Below are 25,228 nucleotides of genomic sequence, written 5' to 3' on the forward strand. Positions count from 1 at the left end.
GGCTCCCTTAGTTAGAGATGAAATTGCGTTATTTAATACTGGTTTTTCTGATACTGGCTTTCGCCTCGGTTTTTATTGGTGTTCATGATGTAACTCCACTTGATTTGTTCCACTTAACCAACGATCAGGCGCAGGTACTCCTGATTAGCAGATTCCCACGTTTGATCAGTATCATTATCGCAGGGGCGAGTATGAGTATCTGTGGGCTCATTATGCAGCAGCTTACCCGGAACCGATTTGTATCTCCCACCACTGCAGGGACGATGGATGCGGCACGATTGGGTGTGCTGATGGCTATTATGGTGTTTGGAGCGGCGGGATTTTGGACGAAGATGCTGACGGCTTTCGGGTTTGCCCTGGCGGGGACACTGATTTTCATGAAAATACTGGATAAAATCCGTTTCAAGGACCCGGTATTTATCCCGCTGGTCGGTTTAATGTTCGGGGGCATTTTAAATTCGGTGACGACTTTTTTCGCCTATAAATACAATCTGATCCAGAGCATTTCCTCGTGGATGCAGGGTGATTTTTCACTGGTGATGAGTGGTCGCTATGAGATGCTGTATCTTAGTGTTCCTTTGGTTGCATTAGCGTACATATATGCGAATCGTTTCACAATTGCAGGCATGGGCGAGGATTTTGCGGCAAATTTGGGCGTACATTACAAGCGCACCGTCAACGTTGGTCTGGTGATCGTGGCTTTGGTTTCCTCCGTAGTCATATTGACCGTGGGAACGATCCCTTTTCTGGGGCTGGTTGTACCCAATCTGGTCAGCATGTATATGGGCGATAATCTGAAAAAAAGTTTGGCCCATACCGCGACCTTGGGCGCCGTCTTTGTGCTGTTTTGCGATATTTTGGGACGGGTCATCATTTATCCGTATGAAATATCTGTAGGGCTTACGGTTGGTGTGATCGGAAGCGCGTTGTTCTTGTATTTGCTGTTGAGGAGAAGGGCTTATGAATCCTAAATTAAAAATCGGCATATTAGCCGCTACCGCGCTTCTGTTGATTGCTGCTTTCGTGTTTATAGATCTTCCGCATACCTGGCACTACGCGCTGCCGCGACGATTGAAAAAGATCGCAGCCTTCATCCTGACAGGTGGATCGATTGCTTTTGCAACGGTTATTTTCCAGACGATTACCAATAACAAAATTTTGACCCCGGGCATTGTCGGACTGGATTCACTGTATATGCTGGTTCAGACGACCATTGTTTTTGCATTTGGCTCCGTGCCGTTCATTTCGACCAGCCGGGAGCTGAATTTCTTATTATCTGTGGGACTGATGGTGCTGTTCGCGGGTTTATTGTACAAATTAATTTTTCGCAAGGACGGACGCGGGATTTATGTACTTCTGCTGATCGGACTGGTGTTCGGCACGCTGTTCAACAGTTTATCTACCTTTATGGAAGTGCTGATTGATCCGAACGAATATGCCAAGATTCAGGACAAAAGCTTTGCCAGCTTTAGTAATGTGAACACCGAGCTGCTGTGGCTGTCAGTCGTGATTCTTGTGCTCGTATTCGCTTATGCGTGGAGGTTCATCAAGTATCTGGATGTGCTGTCGCTCGGACGGGAGCATGCGATTAACTTGGGGCTACCGTACGGTTTTATTATTAAAAGGTTGTTGGTGATCGTAGCGATTCTCATCTCCATATCCACGGCACTGGTCGGACCGATTACGTTTCTCGGATTAATTGTGGCCAATGTGGCTTATCAGGTGATGAAAACCTATCAGCATCGTTATATTATTCCGGCCTCTATCTGTGTCAGTGTCATTGCGTTGGCAGGATGTCAACTGCTGGCAGAAAGAGTATTCGACTTATCGACAACGGTCAGCGTCATTATTAACTTTATCGGGGGGGTGTACTTCCTGTATCTTTTGCTGCGGGAGAATAAGTCATGGTAGAAGTCAAAAACGTATCCAAACGCTACGGGAATAAAATGTGGTGGATCAGGTATCCGTCACTGTACCTAAAGGCACGATTACCTCCTTTATTGGACCTAACGGCGCGGGAAAAAGCACTTTGTTGTCGATGATCAGTCGTCTGACAGACAGCGATGAGGGTGAAATCCTGATTGACGGGCAGGCCGTGAGCCTGACGAAAAGTGAGGAGCTGGCTCGGAAGATATCCATTTTAAAACAGACCAATGATGTCAATATCCGCTTAACCGTGAAGGAGCTGGTCAGCTTCGGCCGTTTTCCGTATTCCAAGGGTAGATTGAACAGCGAGGATCGCAAAATGGTGGAGCAGTCTATGGCCTACATGGGGCTGGAGGATATGAAGGACAAGCATATTGATTTGCTTAGTGGGGGACAGCGACAGCGGGCTTTTATTGCCATGATTTTGGCTCAGGACACGGAATACATACTGCTCGATGAGCCGCTGAACAATCTGGATATGAAGCATTCGGTTCAGATTATGAAGACGCTACGCGCTTTGGTGGATGATCTCGGCAAAACGATTCTGGTCGTGCTTCACGACATTAATTTCGCATCCTGCTATTCGGACTATATTGTGGGGATGAAGGATGGCAGGTTGCTAAAACAAGGAACGGCTGACGAGATGATTGATAGTCAGGTATTAAAGGATTTGTACGATATGGATATTCCGATTCAACAGATCGGGGAACATAAAATTTGCGTTTATTTCACTTAGGGGGAATGTTAAATGAAGAAAAATATGATGTTTTTAACGCTGATACTGGCGCTGGTACTGATCGTGTCAGCCTGTGGCAAAGCGGCTCCAGCTACACAGGAAGCGACTGGCAACGGTTCATCTTCTGCTGCAACAACAGAATCCAAAACCATCGAGGTTAAACATGCACTGGATGAAAACCCGGTCCAAGTCAAAGTTAATCCGAAAAATGTCGTTGTTTTTGATTTTGGCTCATTGGATACGTTGGATAAGCTGGGTGTTGACGTTGCGGCGGTAGCGCAGCAGGATCTTCCTACGTATTTGAACAAATATAAAGATTCCAAATATGCAAGTGCAGGCACGCTGTTTGAACCGGATTACGAGAAGATCAGCGATCTGTCTCCTGAATTGATCATCATCGGTGGCAGACAAGCAGATGCGTACAAAGAATTGAGCAAAATTGCACCCACCATTTCGCTGGCTGTAGACACCAAGGATTATATAAACTCCTTTAAGAAAAACGTTGAAACACTGGGTCAAATCTTCAACAAAGAGGATGCTGCCAAGCAGGAACTGGCTGCGATTGATAGCTCCATCAAGGCCGTACATGACAAGGCGGTAGCGAGCAAAGCTAAAGGACTGATCGTGCTGACGAATGAAGGAAGCCTGAGCGCATATGGCTCACAATCCCGCTTCGGTATCATTCATGATGCTTTCGGCGTAACCCCTGTAGATCCTGACATTAAAGTATCCACGCATGGACAAAAGGTTTCTTTTGAATATGTACAGCAAAAAAATCCGGATTACATCTTTGTCGTTGACCGTGGAGCAGTCGTGGTAGAGGAAGGCAAGGAACAGGTCACAGGCAAACAAACGATTGAAAACGAGCTGGTGAAGAAAACCAATGCATTTAAAAACGGTCATATTGTGTATCTTGACCCGAACTACTGGTACTTGTCAGGTAATGGTCTGGAATCCGTGTCCGAAATGATCAAGGAAATGGATGCCGCGCTGTAATGGATAACTTGTACACGATGGAGATTTGCATACGATGAAAGGTCATCTAGATTTCCAGTGTCAATTCCCCGAGGCCATCAAGTGGTTGTTCTGATAGCACGAATGTAATATGGACTTTATGCAATAATCCCAAAGGATTGGAGATCGTGGAGTCTCTATGCCCTTTGGGGTTATTTTTTGCGTATAATAGAGTAATATTCAAAATTTAATGTTACACGCTAATGAAAGTGAGGGAACCAATAGATGAAGAAAAATCGTCTGGGGTCTTCGGATTTGCTGGTAGGCGAGATTGGCTTGGGCTGTATGTCGGTCGGTACGGAGGAACAGCAAGGTGTTTACCTGATCCATGAAGCGCTGGATCGGGGCGTGAACCTGCTGGATACGGCGGATTTGTACCATCACGGACGTAATGAGGAAATCGTGGGTGCAGCGATCCGTGGACGGCGTCAAGATGTCGTTTTGGCGACCAAGGTCGGTAATCGGCGTATGCCGGGCCAAGTGGGCTGGGGGTGGGATCCGTCCAAGGAGTATATTCTGTCTGCGGTCAAAGAAAGCCTGCGCCGCCTGGGAACGGACTATATCGACCTGTATCAGCTTCACGGTGGGACGATTGACGATCCCATCGACGAAACGATTGAAGCTTTTGAACAGCTCAAAAGGGAGGGGGTCATCCGTTATTATGGCATTTCTTCGATTCGTCCTCACGTCATCCGTGAATATGTCGAGCGTTCTAATATCGTCAGCGTCATGAATCAATATAGCTTGCTGGACCGTCGGGCAGAGGAAGAGGTACTGTCATTACTTCAGGATCGGGGAATCAGCGTCATTGCACGCGGGCCTGTTGCCAGCGGCGTATTGACCGACGAAGGAGAAGGCAAGGTAGCCAAGGGCTATCTGGACTACGAAGAGGCAGAGCTGCTGGACTTACGCAAGCAATTAAAGGCATTTACGAGTGCAGAGCGCAGCATGGGGCAGACAGCTATCCGTTATAGCCTGTCTCACCCGGCTGTTGCTGCTGTCATCCCGGGTGCAAGCTCACGGGGACAATTGGAGCATAATATCGCAGCAGCCAGTATCCCGCCGTTATCCAAGCAGGAGCGGGAGGCACTACAGCAAATTAGCCGGGCTAACCGCTATGATGCGCAATACCGTTAATATGAGCACAGGTAGGGCAGAGGGGAACATTGTCACACGGTCGGAAATGTGATTTGCCAGCCGATAAATTGGTTCATACTTTTGAACGTGTACTTGCCATAGTTGCAATATATGAAAGAATCATTACAATATAAGAATAAGCTCAGGTTTATAATCCATATTTGGTTATGGAGACGTTCATAAATATACTCTAGGAGGAACCAACAAATGGAACGCATCGAATCACAGCAGCAGTATCAGGATTTGATTAACGGTGACGGCTTGACGGTCGTAAAATTTGATACAACCTGGTGTCCGGATTGCAAAACACTGGATAAATTCATGGGTGGCATTATCGAGGAAAATGCAGATAAGCGCTTCTTTGCGCTTGATGCTGAGAAATTCCAGCCGATTGCCGAAGAAAATCAGGTACGTGGAATTCCGAGCCTGCTCGTTTTCCGTAACGGCGAAAAAATTGCTCATTTGCACAGCAAATATGCCAAGACGCCAGCACAAATCTCCGAATACCTGACCACGTTGGAATCAAAACAATAATCAGAACGAATAATAGAGATAGTTCCAGACTATCTTTCCTTTCAGCAAAATAGTAAAAGGGATATCCAAGGACTGATCATTCAGGCCATATGGATATCCCTTTTTAGTTATCGGTACCAAACAACGGCTTATAAAATAATGAAAAAGAACACAGCAGCCAGCACGAAGCGGTAAATGGCGAATGTAGTCAGGCTCAAGCGTTTGAGCAGACCGAGGAACGTTTTGATCGCCAGCATTCCGACGATAAAGGCAGTGATAAAGCCTGCCGCGAACACCGGAAAATCACTCATAGACAGATGATCCATACTTTTGATCATATCAATACCCGATGCACCCAGCATGACCGGAACAGATACGAGGAATGTAAATTCCGCGGCTGCCGTATGGCTTACACGTGCGAATAGGCCCCCAGACATGGTTGAGCCTGAACGGGAGAATCCTGGCCATAGAGCTAGGACTTGGAACATACCGATGGTAAATGCTTGTTTGTATGTGATCTCATCCAGCGTATGTGATCTAATAGGCGGATGAAATTTCTCAGCTGCGATCATTAGCAGGCCCCCGATAACCAAACTGTACAAAACCGTTTCAGGACCAAACAGGTACTGCTTGATTACATCACGGAACAGTACGCCAATTAGCCCCGCTGGGATCATGGCTAAAATAATATGTAACAGGTTTAGACGTGGCTGGCTCGAGATTTTGCGTCTGAAATCAAATAAGCTTAGGAACCTGCGCCAGTACAATACGACAACCGCCAGCACAGCACCCAACTGCACAATAACCTCGAACGTTTTGACTGTATCATTCTCCGTGTTTAACCCCAGAAGATCAGCCGTCAGGATCATATGACCCGTCGAAGAGACCGGCAAAAACTCTGTCAGCCCTTCAATAATACCCATAATAATAGATGATAAAATATCCACTTTATTAGTTCCTCCTTACACGCGTGCAGGGCAAACGGCCTAAGCCGTTTGCCCTGGAAGTATGTCATTTCAGTAGGAGTGAACGCAAGTGTCAAGTGCACAGTGCAAGCCGCTCAGGTCACAGCGGTTCACTCCCGGGAAGAAGTGTCAGATTCCGCTTCCAACTCGGATACAGGAGATTCATTGTGCAGAATAATCTCCACCCGTCGAATACGATTTTTACCCATTTCACGAATGATAAATTTCACATCATCTTCTATGAATTCCTTGCCCTGTCTAGGTTCCGGAACCCGACTATACACCCACCCTCCGACAGTATCCACGTCCTCATCGTCCAACGTCAAGCCAGTCAGATCACTCAAATCGGAAAGCATCACCTTGCCATCCATCAAATAACTGTTCTCCGTTAATTTTTCGATTTCCTTCCGTTCATCCTTATCGAATTCGTCACGGATTTCGCCAACAATTTCCTCCAAAATGTCCTCGATGGTAATCAGACCGGAGGTTCCGCCGTATTCATCGACGAGAAGGGCGATATGAACCTGCTCCTTCTGCATGCGTTTGAGCAGCGTGTTGACAGGTATAACTTCCGGAACAGTCAGGATCGGTTGAATCAGACTATTGAAATCAAGCTCAGGGTTGCGGTCATACTCAAGGAACAACTGCTTGGTATTAATCATACCGATGATCTGATCCTTGTTCTCTGTCGCCACCGGAAAACGGGTATACTGCTCTTCGTGAATGGTCAGCATGTTTTCTTTCAGCGAGCGATTCGTAAACAAGCATACCATATCTGTACGTGGCACCATAATTTCTTTGGCAACGGTCTCGTCAAAAGCAAAGATACGATTCACGTAGCCATATTCGGTGTTATTGATCTTACCACTTTCCACGCTTTCGGACAAAATGATCTGAATTTCCTCCTGAGAATGCGCTTCCTCATGCTCGCTTGCCGGTTGAAGACCAAACAAACGAACCAAACGGTTGGCCGAGCCATTCAGGAGCCAGATAAACGGATACATAATCCGGTTAAACCATACGATGACCGGGGAGGTCAACAAGCTTACTGCTTCCGCTTTGCGGATCGCCAGCGTTTTGGGAGCCAGTTCACCGATAACCACGTGCAGGTAAGTTACAATGACAAATGAAATAATAAAGGCCAGGATATGTGAAAATTCCCCATTGATGTTGAGCTGTTGAAAGAGAGGCTCCAGCAATTTGACCACGGTCGGTTCACCGAGCCAGCCGAGTCCCAACGCTGTAATCGTAATACCAAGCTGACAGGCGGACAGGTAGCCGTCCAGATTATTGACGACCTTTTGTAGCGCCAGTGCGTTTTTACGGTTCTCCACTACCAGCTGATCGACCCGGCTGGAACGGATTTTAATAATCGCAAACTCGGTAGCCACGAAGAAAGCACTAAATATAATCAACACCGCGAACAAAAATAGACTGACACCTATACCCATGTAATTTTCACTCATCCCTTTTTCGTTCAATTTTTAATGAACTCCATTTTAAGTTCACTTGAACTTATTTTAAGAACTTAAAAGCAAATATACAAGGTTCATATCCAATCATAGCAGGTCACCTGCCTCCAATTTGTACGGAAAATAAGGCGAAACAGAACCCGCACGGACCATTGCTTCACTTTACAAGCCTAGTTTATGGGCGTATGATGAGTTCAAATGAACTTGAAATGGTTTAAAGGGAGGAAAGCAGATGGAGTCTTTTACCCTCACACGCCGTGATATGGCCCATTTGCTGCTGGCGATGGAAGGTCGCCGCGAATTGCAGCCGTTGGCCGTTCTTCAGGATGCCTGGAGACGCACCCATATCCATCCGGGCCGTCCCGGCAGTACGATGCCGACATTTTTGTATACTGAGGTAACGCCTGTGCTGGATAAAATTATCAAGGGCAAACACAGCGCAGCTTTTTCGCTACAGGAAATCGTTTCTCTCGGCCAACTGGTCGAGTATAGTCATGTTTCATTGGCCTCTATGCAGAATTGGGTCAAACGCGACTTCAAGGAATTTCTCGGATCACCGAAGATCGGTAAAAAATATTCAGTCAACCAGGCCGCACTGCTGCTCATTGTGGAGGATTTGAAATCATGTCTTGATTTTGAATCCATCCGTCAGTTATTTCATATCCTGTTCCAACAGCCGGAGGATGATACGGATGATCTAATCCAGCCGGTCGATTTGTACGCTGCTTATTCAACCTTGTTTGAGGAGCTGGATGCGAATGGAGATCAACTGCTGGATGTGGCAGGAGCCGTGCTTGCCAAAGAAAACGAGAATTCCGCTACAGGGCAGCAGCGTCAGGAAGGTGCGACGGAGGAATTGCTGATTCAGGCGGCAGATCAATACACGAGTCGTTTGCAGCATTTGACCCCTATCCAGTGTCAAGCCGTTCGGAATACATTGCTGGTAGCTGCGGTATCGGTGCAAAATAGTTATTTTTTGTCCATGGCACGCAGGTATGTGAATGCGACGTTGTTTCTGGACTTTCAAGGGTAGATCAGGATTGGCGCTAGAAGCCGATCCTATTTTTTTGCCCTTTTTCGAGTATTGTCTACCCTTTTGGAGACTGAAAAAGTATACAAAAGAGGTATATACACTAAAACGCTGTCAAAGATACAATAAACATATATCATCCAGCAATTGGAAAAACTTAGAATATCTCTTCCAAAGCATCTGGATACACACAGGAGGTAATGGCATGTCCGATGTCTCCATCATCATTTGTACCCGCAATCGGATCGAAGATCTGACACGCTGTATACAATCTATTGCAGGACAGCAGCAGCTGGAGCATACGGCTGTAGAGCTGCTGATTGTGGATGACGGCGATATTTCCGACCAACAGGTCGAGCTGTACCGTGACATGGTATCCGGCTTGTCTCAAGGCATTTTGAAGTATCATAAAAAAAGTCGTCCCGGCGTTTGGTTGTCCCGCTATGAAGCGTTGTCTCTCGTACGGTATGATATCGTGCTGTATTTTGACGATGATGCCGAACTGGATGATAAACTCTATATCCGGCGCTTGCTCGATACCTATGATCAGGATGAAACGATTGTGGGTGTTGGAGGGATTGCAAAGGGACTACATTCGAGCCGGGCAGGGAAGCTGCTGGGCATTTTGACATTTCAGATGTCTCCGTCTCTTGGCAAGCTTTCGCCCAGTAGCCTGGCAGGTTCATTGCTGCGCTGGGGAGAAGCGACGGAGGTTTTTGATACGGAATTTTTTCATGGCTGCAACATGTCGTTCCGGCGGGATGCGCTTCGGGATATGAAGCCGTATCCGTGGATGACCAGCTATGCCGTGGCTGACGATTTGTACATGTGCCAGTTGGCGAGCCGTTATGGCAAACTGGTTATCAATCCCGACTTGACGATCATTCATCACGAATCCCCAAGCTCGCGCGATAAGGCGGGCAAAGTAGCCAAGGCTACAGCGATCAATCACTATTATTTTCTTGCTCTGAAAAAGGCGGGAGCCATCCAGTACGGAGCGCTTTTATGGACCTTGTCCTACCTGATGTTCAAGGAAATACTACGCCGTAACTTTAATGCCGCAGAAGGATACAAGCAGGGGGTGCTGTTCATTCTGAACCCGCGCAAGCAAAAATATAACGAATATTTAGGCCCTGCGGTTCAGTAATCTGATTCCACACACATTTTCAGGATAAAGGGGGAGTATGATGTTAAGCTTGTCCATTGCCCTGTGCACCCGAAATCGGGTTGACGATCTGACCCGATGCATCAATTCAATTGCTATTGCTGGGGCACCGGAGGCATGTGAAACCGAGCTGTGGATTATTGATGATGGAGAACTGCCGAGGCATGTGCTGGAACGTTATGAACGTCAGTTGGGCAGAGCGGGAATTACCTACCGATATCATCGCAAGGAGCAGCCGGGATTATGGTTATCTCGTGTAAAGACAGCTGAACTTGCGCAGGGTGACATCATTTTGTTCCTTGACGATGATGTTGAGCTGCCGAACAACTACTTGAACGAGCTGATATGCACCTATGAGGCTTATCCGCAGGCTGCTGGTGTCGGTGGCATTGCACAGGGTATGAGCAACAGCTTCATGGGAACCATTCGTTGCCTGCTGTCATTCCAACAGTCCTTGTCCAAAGGAAAACTGTCCCTCAGCGGTCAGTCCGGCTCGATGTACAACTGGCACAAGGCGAAAAAGACGTTTCGAACCGAGTTTTTTCACGGCTGCAATATGTCATTTCGTCGTGAGGCGATTCGCAGTCTGGAGCCTGTGCCTTGGCTGCAAAGCTATAGCGTAGGGGAAGACCTGTTACTTTCACGAATTGCCATGAAAAGCGGCCCGCTGTACATTAACCCGGCGCTTACGCTCCTTCACCACGAATCGCCGTCCTCGCGCGACAATATGGAGCAGGTCACTTATATGCGGGTGATGAATCATATTCATCTGCTGCGGGACGAGCGATCCGGGCCGATTGGCTATGCTGCGTTGTATTGGACGACGCTGTATCAGATTTTGAGAGAGAAGCCCAAGAAAAATCATACTGCCATTCAAGGCTACAGAAAAGCGCTGAAGGCGATCTTTTCAAGTCCGGAGGAGCCTGTTGGCGGAGATCAGCTGCCTGAACGCAATTCCAAAAAAACGGTAGGCTGATGGAGGTGCGGCAGGAGCGCGATGTGAACATAGAGACGAGAGGCTTAATAAGGAACAGGAGTTGGACGTAACATGAGCACATGGACAGCAGCAAGGAAAGTATTCACGGGTGACAGTCTCGCCAAAACGATCATGCGCACGAGTTTTAACAATTTTTTCGTGCTGATCGTCACGACCCTGACTTCCATCCTGACCGCACGTATGCTCGGAGTCGAGGGGAAAGGAGAACTGGCGGCGGTTCTGTTCTGGCCTACGCTGATCGGTAGCGTGCTGAGCTTCGGCTTGCCTACGTCGCTGATTTATAACCTCAAGAAGAAAACAGGCACGACAGAGGAGCTGGTGGCGCTGTCGCTGTGGATTCAGTTGCCTGCCAGCTTGCTGGCGGGAGCTGTAGCGTGGATATGTATGCCGCTATGGCTGAACGGCTATGGTGCGGATATCGTTCACCTGTCACAGCTCTATTGTGCGGCGGCGGTTCCGCTGGCGGTGCTTACGGCACTGACAACGGCATTGTCGCAAGGACTGGATCGGTTTAGCGTATATAACGGTCTGCTGTTTTACTATCCGCTGCTGAACTTCATCGGTCTGGTGACATTATGGCTGATGGGGCTGCTCAATGTGCAGTTGGCAGGGGCCGTGAATTTTGCCGCGAGTTTCCTTGCGCTGGTATGGGCGTTCCTCCGTTTGCGCAAGCATATGAATTTGCGTACTTTCCGCCTGTTCACCAGCCGCCAGGTGCTCCGCCCTTATTATAGCTATGGGGCGAGAGTCTACGGGATGGAATTGATGGGGACGCTGTCCACCCAAACAGACAAAATCGTTATTGTGGCGTTATTGTCCCCCAAAGCATTCGGTCTGTACTCTGTCGTCTATGCTCTGTCGCGTGTGTTCAATGTGGTGCAGAACGCTGTTACGAATGTAACCTTTCCGAAGGTGACTGGAATGGAGCACAGCAAAATTGTCGAAACCGTCGGTCGTGCTTTTCGCATCTCCATGGCTGCGATGCTGATCGTCATCGTGCCTGCTTTGTTCATTGGACGATACATGCTGGGTTTGCTGTACGGCCCCGCTTTTCTGGAAGCATCGTTAACCTTTTATCTGCTGTCGCTGGAGTGCATCATCGGAGGCGGCTCCTGGATTCTGGCTTCAGCCTTCAACGCACTGGGGCGGCCGGGACTTGTGCTGTTCCGACAAATTGTGGCATATGCCATTACCGTCGGGCTGTTCTTTATTTGTACCCCGATCTTCGGTCTGGACGGCATTGCCATTGCTTTGCTCGTAGGCGCTTGTGTACGGTTGGCATTCTCGCTGTTTTCGTTCCCGATGTTTTTCGATGTTCCGTTATCACGGATCATTTTTGATAAAAGTGATATCACATTTGTCATTCAGACCATACAAAAGAAGCGCAGGAAGGGAGAACTGAAAGATGCCGAATTCGCATCCCATGGCTAAACTGAAAAATAAGCTGAGCGTCATTCTCGACGTAGTCCCCCAAGGTTCGAACATCATTTATGTTGACTACCCCGTGTATAACAACGGTGGAGACGTGCTCATCATGAAAGGCACCGAGGCGTTCTTCAAGGATAACGGTATCCGTGTTCGTGCCCGTTACAGTGCTATGGATATCCCCGATCAGCTTCAAATTCCGGGAGACTGGATTATCGTGTGTCACGGAGGCGGCAATTTCGGTGATTTATATTCAAATCACCAAAATCTGCGGGAACGCATCGTACGGGATTTTCCGAGCCACCGGATTGTAATCATGCCGCAGACGATCCATTTTCAATCTGAACAGAAGGGGAATGAGGTCGCTGCGCTGTTCAATGCTCACCCGGATCTACATATGTTTGTGCGGGATACACGTTCATATCAGTGGGCCAAGGAGAAGTTGAATCAGTGCAGCATCACGCTATGCCCGGACATGGCGCACCAGCTCTGGCCGTTGAAGCCGACTACGGAAACGGTCAAGGACGTACTGTACTTCCTGCGCACGGATATTGAAACCGTAGGAGGGCAAAAGCAATTCGACGACGAGGCAGATGCCGCCCACCGACTGGACTGGGATACTTTGTTCACTCCGCTGGAAGTGAAAGGGATCGTCTACTTCCAGAAGTTTTACCGTCTGGACAAGAAAATCGGCGGTCCGCTGCCTACACGTACCTTTTGGTACAAGTACACCGACCACCTCATGAACAAAGCGGTTACGCTGTTCAGCTCTTACCGCGAGGTTCGCACCTCACGGCTGCATGGTCATATCCTGGCCTGCCTGCTCGACATGCCGCATGTCGTGATTGATAATTCTTACGGCAAAAACTCGCAATACTATAACACCTGGACACAGCCTAATCCCAAGGCGAAGCTGTTCAGCGATACACCTGATGCGCTGGAGCAGCCGTCTTAATGTAGGGAAAAGCTGCGGAGTGGTAACTTCGAAACTGTGAAACGGCAAAAAAACTCCGAACCTTTTTAGTTTAGGAGTTTTTTTGCTTCTATTACTGATGCAACTCGGTTTTTATTTTTTTATAATAAATAATGTATAATAATATGAATTATGAGAGGTAGGTGTCGTAAATGTTAAAAAAATCATTGTTATATACTTTGATTATCGTAGCCATAACCACGCTAGTTAATCTCGTTACTTCTCCAAAGAATGTAATAAGTGTTTTTCAATACGGCTTTTGGACGGGAATAGGAATGTTACTAACCGCTATAATCATTGTTTTTTTAGTTGTATTCGCAGTATTTTTTTTAAAAGGCATTTTCCTCAAATCACAAAACAAACGCCATTAAGGTTTTTGTTACCCACCAAGCCACCGTATCCGACATACCTAGTGCCTTACAGCCTTCCAACACAGCATCTTCAACGGCTCCTGTATAGGTATCTATAATGCTTAATAGAGTAGCAAATCCTGCTGTGCCGCCTATAGCATTTTGAACGCCTGTCGGCAGTTTATCCCACGCTGCTCTTAATAACTTAACAGCCCAAGATAACTTACCTTGAGTGTTGATTGCTCCCGAATCATTTTTTTCTAAAGAGTTGCCGTTACGATCATAGGCAGCCCCATCAATTAAATATATTCCAGAGGATTTTATGGACAGCAATCTTTGAATTTCATCATCTGATAAACCTAATGCTTTCAGTTCACTAATACTTGGGATATTTTCTATTCTATCTACAATAGGCGTGTATCCCTTTCTATCCACGCTAATTGTTTTCTCATTTTGAGGTGTATTCTCCGCAAAAACTGTAGCACTGGAACCGATCGGTGCAAACGCAACAACAGATGCCATAAAAGCAACTAACAATTGACTTGCTTTCTTTTTGCTAAAATTCAATAGAATAACCTTCTTTCATCATAAATTATATTTCTATTAATTAATAACTTAATATATTATTGATAAAGAATACGAACTTTGTGCAACAAGCAAAAAAATAGTATTTTATCATAAATATGTGATAAAGATTGTCTAGTTAAACTGGTGAACAATTAAGCTTATGAATGTTTAACGGGATGAATTTAGGCCTTACTCCAAATACCGCTTTATTTTGACAATTCATTTCATGAATAGATATAATTTATGGGATAAAACTTGAAGTAAAACCGAGAACTTTACCCATATTTCGCAGGATCACATGAAAGTATATTTATTAAAATGAATCGAGGCTGATGAATGAGCAATCAACCGATGGAGATGCTTCTCACGAAGGATATCGTACGTGAAGGGGAACCGATTTTGCGTACGAAGGTTGAACCGGTATGCTTGCCGCTGCGTGAAGAGGATATTCAACAGATGCAATGGATGATGGATTATCTGAAAAATAGTCAAAATGAAGAGATGGCAACCCGTTATGATCTGCGTCCGGGTGTGGGATTATCAGCCAACCAGGTGGGTCTGAACAAAAGAATGTGTGCTGTCTATTATCAGGATGGAGACAAAACGGTAGAGTATGCACTGTTTAATCCCAAGCTGGTCAGCCATTCGACGTCCATGATTTATTTGGAACAGGGCGAGGGCTGTTTGTCAGTGGATCGTTACATACCCGGATATGTCCCGCGTTATGAAAAAATTCGCATTAAGGCCAATTTGCTGGACGGAACGCAGGAGCTACTGACCCTCAAGGGCTACGCGGCGATTGTGGTACAGCATGAGATGGACCATTTGGACGGCATCATGTTCTATGACCGTATTAACCCGGACGATCCTCAAAAGCTGCCGCAGGGTGTGCATATCGAACCTTTTGTGCGTGAATAGTTCATGATCCGTAAAGTGTGGTGACTCTGTTCGCCACATTTTTATTTTGCAAAAAAATATAGATATAGAGGTTGCGAAGCTTTAAACTGGAATCATGTACATCGTGATGCGGTGAGTTAAGGAATACATAATAATGTAAGCGCTTATCTAACGGGGGGAATGGCATGTATCGTGGAGTTCGGCATCTGATGAATAATATGCGTATGCGAAATAAGCTGCTGTTCTCCTACGTGCTGATTGTCATGATCCCGGTGCTGGTGGTGGGCGGATGTGTCACCTTTTATTTGCGGGAGCAGGCTTTGGACAGTGCAATTGCCCAAACGGTGAACAACGTGGAAAAGATCAAGAGCCAGACTGCGAATTTATTGCGCGTACCCACGGATATTTCAAATGGGCTGATGTTCGATAAAAGGCTGAGGGAGATGGCGAACCGCCGTTATTCGGGCATGGTAGAGCTGATGAATGCGTATCATCAATACAAGGACTTTAATGAGTATGTACAGCAGTATAGAGAGATTGCGATCATCCGTTTTTATTCGTATAATCCGACGCTTGTCAATAATCTGGAATTTATCCCTGTAGATTCTGGTATTGAGCAGCAGAAGTGGTTCCAGACTGCCTTGGGGGGGACGGCGATTAACTGGTTTTATATTCAGGATAAGGATGATAACCCGGTAAACCGGCTGAGTCTGGTGCGGCAAATTCCCTTTCCGGAATACAACACCAAGGGAGTTCTGATGATTGCGCTGAGTCAGACGGAGCTGAACAATATGCTCAGCAAGGAACCGTTTGAAACGCTGATTGTGGATCGCAACGGAATCGTGGTCGCGGCTACCCATACACAGTCCGTGGGTCAAACATTGGCGGATTTGCATTTGGGCTTTGATGTACAGGGTGCGGGTAAGGGTATATATGAAGCGAAAATAAACGGGAAATCCTCGAACATTATTGTGGATGAGCTGCTGCCAGCCTCCAGTGTGAGCGGATTGACGATTATTTCGGTGTTTTCGACGGAACACATTGTACAGGGAGCGAACCGGATCAGCTTGATCGGCGCATTATGTGTTCTTGCGGTGCTGGTCATGGCATTGGTTCTAATTACGATGATTTCCTGGCTGATCACCAAAAGACTACAGCGGTTGAGCCATGAGCTGGGTAAGGTGGCTGCGGGGGATTTCCATGTCGTGTCCAGCGTGGAGGGGATGGACGAAATCGGGGATTTGTCCCGCCGTTTCAACTATATGGTTGCCAGCATCCGCCAGTTGATGGGGCAGGTTTATGAAGCGAGTGAGAAAAATAACAGGCTCGAAATGGCGCAAAAGGATATCAAACTAAAGATGATGGCCAGCCAGATTAACCCGCACTTCCTGTTTAATGCGCTGGAGTCCATTCGCATGAAGGCACATCTGAACGGGGAAGCGGAGATTGCAACGACGGTACGATTGCTTGGCAGATTGATGCGGCGGAATCTGGAGATTGGCAGCGGTAAAACGACAGTGCGTCAGGAACTGGATATGGTACGATCCTATTTACAAATTCAGCAGTTCCGGTTTGGAAATCGTTTGGTCTATGAAGTGAATCTGGCAGAAAGCGCTGAAGAATTGTCCATTCCTCCATTAATCATACAGCCGCTGGTAGAGAACGCGGTTATTCATGGCCTTGAAAACAAGGAAGAACCCGTTACCGTAAAAGTCGATATTTCGATGGAGCTACGAGAGCTGCAAATAAGAGTGGCTGACGATGGGATTGGCATGGAAGCAGAACAGTTGTCCCGTCTGCTGGACCGTATAATGGGCACGGATGAGCCGGAAGGGAGCAGTATCGGGCTGCGCAATGTTCACCAGCGTCTGACGCTGATGTATGGCGAATGTTATGGTCTGCACATGGAGAGCGTACCGCAGGCAGGAACAACCGTAACCTTTTCAATACCCAGGGAGGAGGAGTCGAATGTATAAAGCGATGATTGTGGATGATGAGCCTGCGATCCGTGAAGGATTGACCTCCATTATTGATTGGAGGGACTGCGGCTTCCATATTATAGATACCGCAGGGAACGGGCGCGAAGCATTGGATAAATTTAAGGAGCACCGGCCGGAGCTGGTCATTGTTGATATTCGTATGCCGGGGATGAGCGGGCTGGAGGTCATACGGAGCATACGTGAAATGAACGGCGAGCCGTTTCATTTTCTCATTTTAAGCGGTTATGCGGACTTTGATTATGCGCGGCAGGCGATGGGCTTTGGCGTGGATGGTTATTTATTGAAACCTGTGGACGAAGAAGAAATGACGACAGAGTTGAAACGGGTACGGCGAAGCATTGAGAGTGAAAAAGAAGACGGCAAGTGGGGGAGCCCGCCTCTCCATGAGCGCGATTGGATCGAAACCCTGCTGTTTCCTGAACATCCTGACCAGCATCCAGCGCCACCCGCTTTGGATTGGGGAAGTTATCAGGTCGTACTGCTGGATCTGCGGATACCCGACTGGGATCGGCAAGCCCGGCAGTCAGCAGCAAAGCTGCGGCTAACGGAAATGTGCCAGGAGCAGGGTAGGGGGATTGTATTCGAAGCCGGGATTTATACAGGCTTGCTACTCCCTGCCACGGTGGAAATACAAGAAGATGCTGTTCGGTTGCTGGCTTCCTGGCGACAGGCACTAAAGCCGTGGACAACGGAAATATACGTAGCTGCTGGTGATCCGGTGGGCAGACTACATGATATTCCAAGCTCTTTTGAGCAGGCGCTGCGTCTACTGGAGCGTACTTTCCTGTTCCGTGCGGAAAGGGTGATGCTTACCCGTGACCTGCATGATTTGGAGACTTCGGACGAGGAAATGTGTGAAACGACTGATAAAACCTCGGACTCTATGCGTTATGCAGAGAAGCTATACTACGCGTTGGATATGGCGAATCGTGAAGCTGCAATACGTGTATTGAAGGAAATGGAGGTCCAATTTCCTCAGATCTATCGTACAGAAGCTGCAATCAAGGCGGCGTTTGCACAGACATTTACCTTGGCGCTGAACAAGTTTGCGGCTGGACAGGAGCAGAGCCGGACGGTGCTGGAGGAGCATTCGCGCTTGATTACGGATGTATATGCTTATTCAACCTTGGGTGAGCTGGTGGATCGGTCGCTGGAGCATGTGCTGCAATGGATTGGTCAGACCGATTCGGGCGGTAAAGAAACGATCATGAAACAATTGATTGATTTCATTCACAGCCATTATGATGAGAACCTGCGCTTGGAGCTGTTGGCGGATATGTTTAATTACAATAGCGGCTATTTGGGAAAATTGTTCAAAATTCATACAGGCGAAGCCTTTAACGCTTACCTGGACAAGGTGAGGATCGAGCGGGCAAGGGAACTGCTTGCACAGGGAATCAGGGTGCATCAGGTGGCAGGTCGGGTCGGATATGCCAATGCCGATTATTTTCATGGCAAATTCAAAAATATGCGGGGATGTCGCCTTCCTCCTACCGTAATCGGGTTCAGAAGAACGAAGGGACGGATGGCAGTTGACGGGCTCCCATAGGTTAAATTGATGAAGTCTCTCTTACAGATGTCGGAGCAAAAGTCTCCGAACGAAGAGAGGCTTTTTTCATGGAAAAAATTTGGATAGATCAATCGAAAATGTCACACTAACTAGAAGATTTGAGTTGTTTTCATAAATTCGCCATCGTTACGACACAGTTTTGACACGATGTTCACACTTTCGATTCTATTTCATTCAAAGCTATTCTATATAATGATGATATTCTTAAGCCGGGTTATGAGATTCCGTAATGAAGATGCCTGAGGGGGCTATTCCTAAAAAGTGATCGTTCCATATGTAATAATGTGAATACTATCACAAGGATGAAGAAAGGCTTCAGAACCTAATTATTAACATTCATTCTTAAGAGAAGCGCAGGGGAGGAATAACATTATGGACGTATTAGAATTGGCACGGTTGCAGTTTGCGACCACAACGATTCTTCACTTTGTTTATGTGCCGATCTCCATTGGATTGTCGTTGTTGGTGGCAATTATGGAGACCATGTATGTAATCAAAAAAATGATTTGTACAAAAAATGGCTCAATTCTGGGGAACGTTTCTGCTGATTAACTTTGCAGTGGGCGTCGTCACCGGAATTTTGCAAGAGTTTCAGTTCGGGATGAACTGGTCGGACTTTTCCCGGTTTGTCGGTGATGTGTTCGGTACGCCGCTGGCGATTGAGGCACTGCTTGCCTTTTTCCTGGAATCAACCTTTATCGGATTGTGGGTATTCGGCTGGGAACGTCTGTCCAAAGCAGTCCATTTAACCTGTATGTGGCTGGTATCCATCGGTACGATGCTGTCTGCTTTGTGGATTTTGGCAGCCAATTCATTCATGCAGCGTCCAGTAGGATATGAGATTCAAAATGGTCGCGCAGAAATGAAAGATTTTGCCGCTCTGTTGACGAACGAACAACTGTTGTGGGAGTTTCCACACACACTGTTTGCAGCTATTGCCACAGGTGCTTTTCTCGTTGCGGGAATTAGCGCATGGAAGCTGATGCACAAAAAGAATCTGGACTTTTTCAAGCCTTCTTTCAAAGTGAGTATTATTGTCGCATTGATTAGTTCGATGCTGATTCCGATGTTTGGTCACGGACAGGCTCAATATTTGGTAGAAACACAGCCAATGAAGATGGCTGCCAGTGAAGCTTTGTGGGAAAACAGCGGCGATCCGGCCCCTTGGACGGTTATCGCACGTATTGATCCTAAAAAGAAGGAAAATACCTTTGAGATTAAAGTTCCTTTTGCCCTGAGTTTGTTGTCGTATAACAAGCTGTCCGGCGCGGTATTGGGGATGAATGAGCTTCAGGCACAATATGAACAAGCTTACGGACCGGGCAACTATATCCCGCCAGTACGTACTACTTTTTGGAGTTTCCGCATTATGATTGCGGCCGGATGTGCGATGATTGCACTTGCTTTGTACGGAGCTTATCTGACATTCCGTAAAAAATTGGAGGGTTCGCATCGCTGGTTCTTCCGTTTGATGATGCTCGGTATATCACTTCCATTCATTGGGAATACTGCGGGTTGGATCATGACGGAAGTGGGGCGTCAGCCTTGGACTGTCTTTGGTTTACTTCAAACCAAAGATTCGGTTTCGCCTACCGTTGGGGCAGGGGAAGTGCTGTTCTCACTGATCTCGTTTACCGCATTGTATTTAATTTTAACGGGTGTGCTGGCATTCCTGTTTGTCCGTACAGCTCGCAAAGGTCCGGATATCGAACCATATCAGGAAACGGTAATCCATGATCCATTCGCTCAAGGGGGTGACACCATTGACGTTAAATGATTTGTGGTTCTTATTGATTGCTGTGCTGTTCACCGGCTTCTTCTTCTTGGAGGGCTTCGATTTTGGCGTGGGTATGGCTACAGGTCTGGTGCCGCGTAATGACCAGCAAAAACGCTTGATGATCAATACGATTGGTCCATTCTGGGATGCAAACGAAGTATGGCTGATCACAGCAGCGGGTGCGATGTTCGCGGCTTTCCCGCACTGGTATGCGACCATGTTCAGCGGATATTATCTGGTATTTGTACTTATTCTGCTTGGTTTGATTTTACGCGGAGTTTCCTTTGAGTTCCGGGGCAAGGCAGAAGGAAAATGGTGGACAGGGACGTGGGATGCCTGCATTCTGATTGGCAGCTTTCTGCCGCCGATGCTGTTCGGTATGGCTTTTGCGGCTTTGGTAAAGGGTGTACCTATTCAGCAAAACATGGACTTGAAAGCCGGATTCTCCGATGTGTTTAACGGATATACGGTATGGATTGGACTGACCGTGGTGGGGATGTGCCTGATGCATGGGCTGACGTTTATTTCCCTACGGACGATTGGAGAAGTGCGGGATCGTGCCCGTGTGATTGCGTCTAAATTCCTTCCGATATTAGGTATTTTGCTGGCTGGTATGGTGGTGTGGACTTATTTTGCAACAGACGTATTCACACGACGTGGCCCTTATATGTATGCCGCAGTTGCAGTGGGGATCGTCGCCTATGTGCTGGCATGGTATTTCCTGAAGCAGCGCCGCGAAGGCTGGGCCTTCGGGATGACGGGAGCTATCATTTTGCTGACATTCGTTTCGTTGTTCGTCGGCTTGTTTCCGAGATTTATGGTGAGTTCGATCAACAGTGCATTTGATTTGACGATATATAATGCAAGCTCCAGTCATTACACACTGAAAGCCATGACGATTGTTGCAGCAACGCTTTTACCCTTTGTGCTGGCTTATCAGGCGTGGAGCTACTTTGTTTTCCATAAGCGTCTCAGTGAAAAGGATCATTTGGAATACTAATGGATAAAGCATGGTTTGGATTAAAGGGCATTCGGCCGGTAATGCTGCTGCTGGCCGCCCTTTCCCTGGCCCAGGGGGCCGCTGTGATTGCGCAAGCGATTTTTTTGGCAAAGGCTGTTACGATTTTATTTGATAAAAATCCGCTGGTGATGGCTTGGCCGCCACTGGCGTTGTTTTTCGCGGCTTTTGCTGCGAGGCATACGATGATCTGGCTGCAACGCCGGACAGCAGGCCGTTTTGCCGAAGCATCAGGCGCTTCCTTGCGGGAGCGTCTGCTTGCTCGTTTGTTCGAGCGAGGGCCTGTTTTTGCTGCAAAGGAAGGTAGCGGGAAGCTGGTGACGTTGGCGCTGGATGGAGTGGATCGTTTTCGCACGTATTTGGAGCTGTCCATTCCGCGTATGATTGACATGATGTGTGTGACGATACTTGTGCTTGTGTCTGTTTTCACATTGGATGTAATTTCAGGTGTGATTTTGACGGCTACGATGCCCATCCTGATTGGCTTCTTTATCCTGCTGGGCTTGGCGGCGCGGAAGCAGGCAGATAAACAGTGGCGTTCCTATCGTCTATTGTCGCATCATTTCACGGATTCGTTGCGCGGCCTACAGACGCTGCGTTTTTTGGGCCGTAGCCGGGAGCATGGAGAAACGGTCGGGAAGGTCAGCGACCAGTACCGTACGGCTACGATGCGTACGCTGCGGGTCGCGTTCCTGTCCTCTTTTGCTCTCGATTTTTTTAGTATGCTGTCGGTGGCTTTTGTGGCGGTAGGCTTGGGCTTGCGACTGATTACCGGATCGGTGGGACTGGAAGCGGCACTTGCGGTACTCATTCTGGCCCCGGAATATTTTATGCCTGTACGCCAGTTGGGATCGGACTATCATGCCTCGCTAGATGGCAAGGAGGCTTGGGGTGCAATGCGCTCCATTCTCAGTACAGAGGATGAAGCGGCTCAACAAACAGATTCCGTGGATATCCTTACGGGGAGTGGCAGCACAGACAATGCTAAGGGTGACGGCAATGCCCTAAATATCACGGGACAGGGTACGATCAGGTTGTCGGATATATGCCTTCTCAACGAGGACGGTTCCGCACGGCTTGACCACATTTCCGCGAGTGTTGAGCCGCATATGAATATGATCGGCATCGTCGGAGCCAGCGGTGCAGGTAAAACAACGCTGCTCAGTTTGCTTGGCGGCTTCGCTGAACCGACCTCGGGCGAGCTGAACGTGAATGGATGGGCATTGGCTGGTGATAACAAAGCCGAATGGCAGCGTCATATTGCCTATATTCCGCAGCATCCGTACCTGTTCAGCGCTTCTTTGGCGGATAATATCCGGTTTTATGAACCGGAGGCATCCAACGAGCAAGTGGAATGGGCGATTGACGCGGTTGGACTGCGTGAGCTGGTGGATGGTCTTCCGAATGGATTGGATGAGCCGATTGGTGAAGCGGGCCGGACGCTGAGTGGAGGACAGGCGCAACGGATAGCGTTGGCGCGTGCTTTACTGAGTAATCGTCCAGTGATTTTGCTGGATGAGCCGACTGCACATTTGGATATTGAGACGGAATGGGAGCTAAAACAGACGATTTTATCTGTTTTGCAACATAAAAGAGTGTTTCTCGCGACCCATCGACTCCATTGGATGCCGGATATGGACTGTGTCTGGATGATGAATCAAGGCCGTCTGGAAGAAGCAGGATCACATAAGCAATTGGTTGCCCGCAAGGGAGGATATTACCATTTGCTGACGGGAATGACGGAAGGAGGGGACGGACGATATGCGAGCCACGGACAATAGCGGCCAAGGCTGGTTTATATTTTATCTGAGACAATATTTCTGGGCCTTTCTGGCTGCGGCGCTTTTGGGCGCTCTGGCGATTGGATGTGCAGGCGCATTGCTCTTTACGTCCGGTCATCTGATTACCCGTTCGGCTTTAAAACCGGAAAATATATTGATGGTGTACGTTCCGATTGTGCTTGTACGGACGTTCGGTTTTAGTAAAGCAGTCATTCAGTATCTGGAACGGTTGGTGGGGCATGATGCCGCGCTGCGTCTCGTGTCCCGTATGCGGGTGCGGCTGTATCGGGCGGTAGAACCGCAAGCACTTATGATTCGCAGCAAGTTTCGCACAGGGGATCTGTTGGGTTTGCTGGCGGAGGATATTGAGCAGCTTCAAAACATATATTTGAAGCTGCTTCTGCCCGCGATATCGGCATTGCTCATCTATGCGCTGGGGATTTCAGCACTCGGATGGATGGACGGAACCTTTGCCCTGATGATGGCACTGTATTGCGGATTTTTACTTTTTATCGCCCCAGCCATCTCGCTGTGGACCTCGCTCGCCAAACGGCGAACGTTCAAGCAGGAACGGAATACAGCCTATCAGGAGCTGACCGATGCTTTGTTTGGTATGAGTGACTTGGTGCTGAGCGGTCGGACTGGACATTTTCTGGCTTCCTTCGCCCAACGGCAAAACAAGGCTGCTGTAGTGGAAAATTCACTTCGGCGGGGCGAATGGCGCTCTCATTGGATCGCACAGTGCGTCGTAGGTGGCGGAATTGTGATGATGACCGTATGGGCTGGAGGACTGGTAGCGGAGAACCGCATAGAGGCAACATGGCTGGCATCCTTTGCGCTTGTTGCTTTTCCGCTGCTGGATGCTTTTGTCCGCGCTGGAGAAGCGGTGGTCCATGCGCCGGAATATCAGGATTCGCTTCGGCGCCTGAAAGAGTCAGAGAAGAATACACCTACACCTGCTGCACCTGCATCGTTTTCGGCATCGGCTTCTGTGAAAGCAGGGCAGCAAGCAGCAGGTGGCACAGTAGACAAAACAGAGGTAGAACATGTGACCGCCCAGCTATCTGGCAACTCAAAAGAGCTACTGCTGAACAATGTGAGCTACCGCTATACAGCAACGCAAGAATGGAGCGTGCGCGACATTTCCCTGCGTGTGCCGCAAGGAGGCAAGGTTGCACTGCTTGGCCGCAGCGGTGCGGGCAAGTCCACGCTGCTGAATCTGATTCAGGGGGCATTGCAACCGGATGAAGGGAGCGTCACTGTCGCGGGTGCGCCCGTGTATACAGGCGGGGCGTATTCCAGCCTGTTTGCAGTGCTAAACCAGCAACCGTATTTGTTCGATACAACGGTAGCAAACAATATTCGGTTGGGACGGCCCGATGCTACGCTGGAAGAGGTTCGTGCAGTAACGCAGCAGGTGGGACTGGGGACGCTGATTGATTCCTTGCCGGATGGCTACGACACCCGGATGCAGGAAACGGGCCTGCGCTTTTCCGGTGGAGAAAGACAACGAATTGCACTGGCGCGGATTTTGCTTCAAAATCACCCCATTGTTCTACTGGATGAGCCAACCGTGGGACTCGATCCGCTGACAGAGCATGAACTAATGCAGACGATGTTTCGTGTGCTGGAGGGCAAAACGCTCATCTGGATTACACATCATCTGACCGGAATGGAGCATATGGACGAGGTGATCTTTATGGAGCAAGGCGGCATTTCGATGCGAGGCAGTCATGAGCAGCTTTGGCAGGAGCAACCCCGATACCGCAACCTGTATGAACTGGATCATCCCGGTCTGTAAGAAATAGAGAAGATCAAGCTTCGGTGCAACATAGCTCGAATAAAGTATTTTAAATTTTGATTAACTTTTATTACTAGCTAGAGTTGAAGTGTTACACGTGAACGATCAACTGGA

18 protein-coding genes and 3 pseudogenes are annotated in these 25,228 nt (G+C 48.0%); 18 read left to right on the top strand and 3 right to left on the bottom strand.

Features of this window, described 5'->3' with window-relative positions; genetic code table 11:
* Window positions 1-17: 17 nt before the first annotated feature.
* From ASL14_RS16665 to ASL14_RS16690, 6 genes and pseudogenes are all read left to right on the top strand, one after another.
* Window positions 18-971 (top strand): ABC transporter permease, encoded by a 954-nt coding sequence (locus ASL14_RS16665; protein WP_134912547.1) that lies wholly within the window; start codon window positions 18-20, stop codon window positions 969-971.
* Window positions 961-1,911, top strand: coding sequence for an iron chelate uptake ABC transporter family permease subunit (locus ASL14_RS16670; RefSeq protein WP_134912549.1), 951 nt, complete (start codon window positions 961-963; stop codon window positions 1,909-1,911). Before ASL14_RS16665 ends, ASL14_RS16670 begins: the two co-directional genes overlap by 11 nt.
* Window positions 1,905-2,662, top strand: a pseudogene (locus tag ASL14_RS16675) (iron ABC transporter ATP-binding protein). Before ASL14_RS16670 ends, ASL14_RS16675 begins: the two are co-directional and overlap by 7 nt.
* 12 nt (window positions 2,663-2,674) lie before the next feature.
* Window positions 2,675-3,658, top strand: coding sequence for a siderophore ABC transporter substrate-binding protein (locus ASL14_RS16680; protein WP_134912551.1), 984 nt, complete (start codon window positions 2,675-2,677; stop codon window positions 3,656-3,658).
* A gap of 243 nt (window positions 3,659-3,901) precedes the next feature.
* A complete protein-coding gene (locus ASL14_RS16685) occupies window positions 3,902-4,813 on the top strand; it encodes an aldo/keto reductase (RefSeq protein WP_134912553.1) in 912 nt (303 codons plus the stop codon).
* A 207-nt stretch (window positions 4,814-5,020) separates the two neighbouring features.
* On the top strand, window positions 5,021-5,347 hold the full coding sequence (locus tag ASL14_RS16690; protein WP_044644532.1) for a thioredoxin family protein: 327 nt from the start codon (window positions 5,021-5,023) through the stop codon (window positions 5,345-5,347).
* Window positions 5,348-5,475: 128 nt separating this feature from the next.
* On the opposite strand, the gene bacA is transcribed toward ASL14_RS16690, so the two are convergent.
* Together bacA and ASL14_RS16700 are read right to left on the bottom strand one after the other, a co-directional pair.
* Window positions 5,476-6,273 carry an undecaprenyl-diphosphate phosphatase gene (gene bacA, locus ASL14_RS16695; RefSeq protein WP_134912555.1) on the bottom strand — a complete coding sequence of 266 codons (798 nt, stop codon included), beginning with the start codon at window positions 6,271-6,273 and terminating at the stop codon, window positions 5,476-5,478.
* A 128-nt stretch (window positions 6,274-6,401) separates the two neighbouring features.
* Window positions 6,402-7,772 carry a hemolysin family protein gene (locus ASL14_RS16700; protein WP_134912556.1) on the bottom strand — a complete coding sequence of 457 codons (1,371 nt, stop codon included), beginning with the start codon at window positions 7,770-7,772 and terminating at the stop codon, window positions 6,402-6,404.
* Between the two features lie 223 nt (window positions 7,773-7,995).
* Between ASL14_RS16700 and ASL14_RS16705 the strand changes: the two genes are divergently transcribed.
* From ASL14_RS16705 to ASL14_RS16725, 5 genes are all read left to right on the top strand, one after another.
* The gene (locus ASL14_RS16705; protein WP_134912558.1) at window positions 7,996-8,796 is read left to right on the top strand and encodes a DUF1836 domain-containing protein; all 801 of its coding nucleotides are present in this window, start codon (window positions 7,996-7,998) and stop codon (window positions 8,794-8,796) included.
* A 202-nt stretch (window positions 8,797-8,998) separates the two neighbouring features.
* Window positions 8,999-9,940 carry a glycosyltransferase family 2 protein gene (locus ASL14_RS16710; RefSeq protein ID WP_134912560.1) on the top strand — a complete coding sequence of 314 codons (942 nt, stop codon included), beginning with the start codon at window positions 8,999-9,001 and terminating at the stop codon, window positions 9,938-9,940.
* A 40-nt stretch (window positions 9,941-9,980) separates the two neighbouring features.
* On the top strand, window positions 9,981-10,934 hold the full coding sequence (locus ASL14_RS16715) for a glycosyltransferase family 2 protein (protein ID WP_134914561.1): 954 nt from the start codon (window positions 9,981-9,983) through the stop codon (window positions 10,932-10,934).
* A gap of 72 nt (window positions 10,935-11,006) precedes the next feature.
* Window positions 11,007-12,386: a lipopolysaccharide biosynthesis protein gene (locus ASL14_RS16720; protein ID WP_134912562.1), complete on the top strand. Its 1,380-nt coding sequence runs from the start codon at window positions 11,007-11,009 to the stop codon at window positions 12,384-12,386.
* Window positions 12,361-13,335, top strand: coding sequence for a polysaccharide pyruvyl transferase family protein (locus ASL14_RS16725; protein ID WP_044644526.1), 975 nt, complete (start codon window positions 12,361-12,363; stop codon window positions 13,333-13,335). The genes ASL14_RS16720 and ASL14_RS16725 overlap by 26 nt, the downstream gene beginning before the upstream one ends.
* 368 nt (window positions 13,336-13,703) lie before the next feature.
* Here ASL14_RS16725 and ASL14_RS16730 read toward each other — a convergent pair whose 3' ends face one another.
* Window positions 13,704-14,270: a hypothetical protein gene (locus ASL14_RS16730; protein WP_134912564.1), complete on the bottom strand. Its 567-nt coding sequence runs from the start codon at window positions 14,268-14,270 to the stop codon at window positions 13,704-13,706.
* Window positions 14,271-14,606: 336 nt separating this feature from the next.
* Between ASL14_RS16730 and def the strand changes: the two genes are divergently transcribed.
* The 7 genes and pseudogenes from def to cydC all read left to right on the top strand — a co-directional run bounded on the left by def (window position 14,607) and on the right by cydC (window position 25,114).
* A complete protein-coding gene (gene def, locus ASL14_RS16735; RefSeq protein ID WP_134912565.1) occupies window positions 14,607-15,188 on the top strand; it encodes a peptide deformylase in 582 nt (193 codons plus the stop codon).
* A gap of 164 nt (window positions 15,189-15,352) precedes the next feature.
* Window positions 15,353-17,143 carry a sensor histidine kinase gene (locus tag ASL14_RS16740; protein WP_134912567.1) on the top strand — a complete coding sequence of 597 codons (1,791 nt, stop codon included), beginning with the start codon at window positions 15,353-15,355 and terminating at the stop codon, window positions 17,141-17,143.
* Window positions 17,136-18,703, top strand: a pseudogene (locus ASL14_RS16745) (response regulator). The gene ASL14_RS16740 and the pseudogene ASL14_RS16745 overlap by 8 nt, the downstream one beginning before the upstream one ends.
* A gap of 406 nt (window positions 18,704-19,109) precedes the next feature.
* A pseudogene (locus ASL14_RS16750) lies at window positions 19,110-20,514 on the top strand (cytochrome ubiquinol oxidase subunit I).
* A complete protein-coding gene (gene cydB, locus ASL14_RS16755; protein ID WP_134912569.1) occupies window positions 20,501-21,514 on the top strand; it encodes a cytochrome d ubiquinol oxidase subunit II in 1,014 nt (337 codons plus the stop codon). Before ASL14_RS16750 ends, cydB begins: the two are co-directional and overlap by 14 nt.
* Window positions 21,514-23,313 (top strand): thiol reductant ABC exporter subunit CydD, encoded by a 1,800-nt coding sequence (gene cydD / locus ASL14_RS16760; protein ID WP_134912571.1) that lies wholly within the window; start codon window positions 21,514-21,516, stop codon window positions 23,311-23,313. Before cydB ends, cydD begins: the two co-directional genes overlap by 1 nt.
* Entirely contained in the window at window positions 23,294-25,114 is a 1,821-nt protein-coding gene (gene cydC / locus ASL14_RS16765) for a thiol reductant ABC exporter subunit CydC (protein ID WP_134912573.1), read from the top strand. The genes cydD and cydC overlap by 20 nt, the downstream gene beginning before the upstream one ends.
* The last annotated feature ends 114 nt before the right edge of the window (window positions 25,115-25,228 follow it).

Source organism: Paenibacillus sp. IHB B 3084, from assembly GCF_001447315.1.
In the GTDB taxonomy this organism is placed as follows: Bacteria; Bacillota; Bacilli; order Paenibacillales; family Paenibacillaceae; genus Paenibacillus.

What these genes read in the sequence shown, in the direction of transcription:
- ASL14_RS16665 (WP_134912547.1), top strand. Translation starts at nt 18, where the DNA reads ATGAAATTGCGTTATTTAATACTGGTTTTTCTGATACTGGCTTTCGCC.
- ASL14_RS16670 (WP_134912549.1), top strand. Translation starts at nt 961, where the DNA reads ATGAATCCTAAATTAAAAATCGGCATATTAGCCGCTACCGCGCTTCTG.
- ASL14_RS16680 (WP_134912551.1), top strand. Translation starts at nt 2,675, where the DNA reads ATGAAGAAAAATATGATGTTTTTAACGCTGATACTGGCGCTGGTACTG.
- ASL14_RS16685 (WP_134912553.1), top strand. Translation starts at nt 3,902, where the DNA reads ATGAAGAAAAATCGTCTGGGGTCTTCGGATTTGCTGGTAGGCGAGATT.
- ASL14_RS16690 (WP_044644532.1), top strand. Translation starts at nt 5,021, where the DNA reads ATGGAACGCATCGAATCACAGCAGCAGTATCAGGATTTGATTAACGGT.
- ASL14_RS16705 (WP_134912558.1), top strand. Translation starts at nt 7,996, where the DNA reads ATGGAGTCTTTTACCCTCACACGCCGTGATATGGCCCATTTGCTGCTG.
- ASL14_RS16710 (WP_134912560.1), top strand. Translation starts at nt 8,999, where the DNA reads ATGTCCGATGTCTCCATCATCATTTGTACCCGCAATCGGATCGAAGAT.
- ASL14_RS16715 (WP_134914561.1), top strand. Translation starts at nt 9,981, where the DNA reads ATGTTAAGCTTGTCCATTGCCCTGTGCACCCGAAATCGGGTTGACGAT.
- ASL14_RS16720 (WP_134912562.1), top strand. Translation starts at nt 11,007, where the DNA reads ATGAGCACATGGACAGCAGCAAGGAAAGTATTCACGGGTGACAGTCTC.
- ASL14_RS16725 (WP_044644526.1), top strand. Translation starts at nt 12,361, where the DNA reads ATGCCGAATTCGCATCCCATGGCTAAACTGAAAAATAAGCTGAGCGTC.
- def (WP_134912565.1), top strand. Translation starts at nt 14,607, where the DNA reads ATGAGCAATCAACCGATGGAGATGCTTCTCACGAAGGATATCGTACGT.
- ASL14_RS16740 (WP_134912567.1), top strand. Translation starts at nt 15,353, where the DNA reads ATGTATCGTGGAGTTCGGCATCTGATGAATAATATGCGTATGCGAAAT.
- cydD (WP_134912571.1), top strand. Translation starts at nt 21,514, where the DNA reads ATGGATAAAGCATGGTTTGGATTAAAGGGCATTCGGCCGGTAATGCTG.
- cydC (WP_134912573.1), top strand. Translation starts at nt 23,294, where the DNA reads ATGCGAGCCACGGACAATAGCGGCCAAGGCTGGTTTATATTTTATCTG.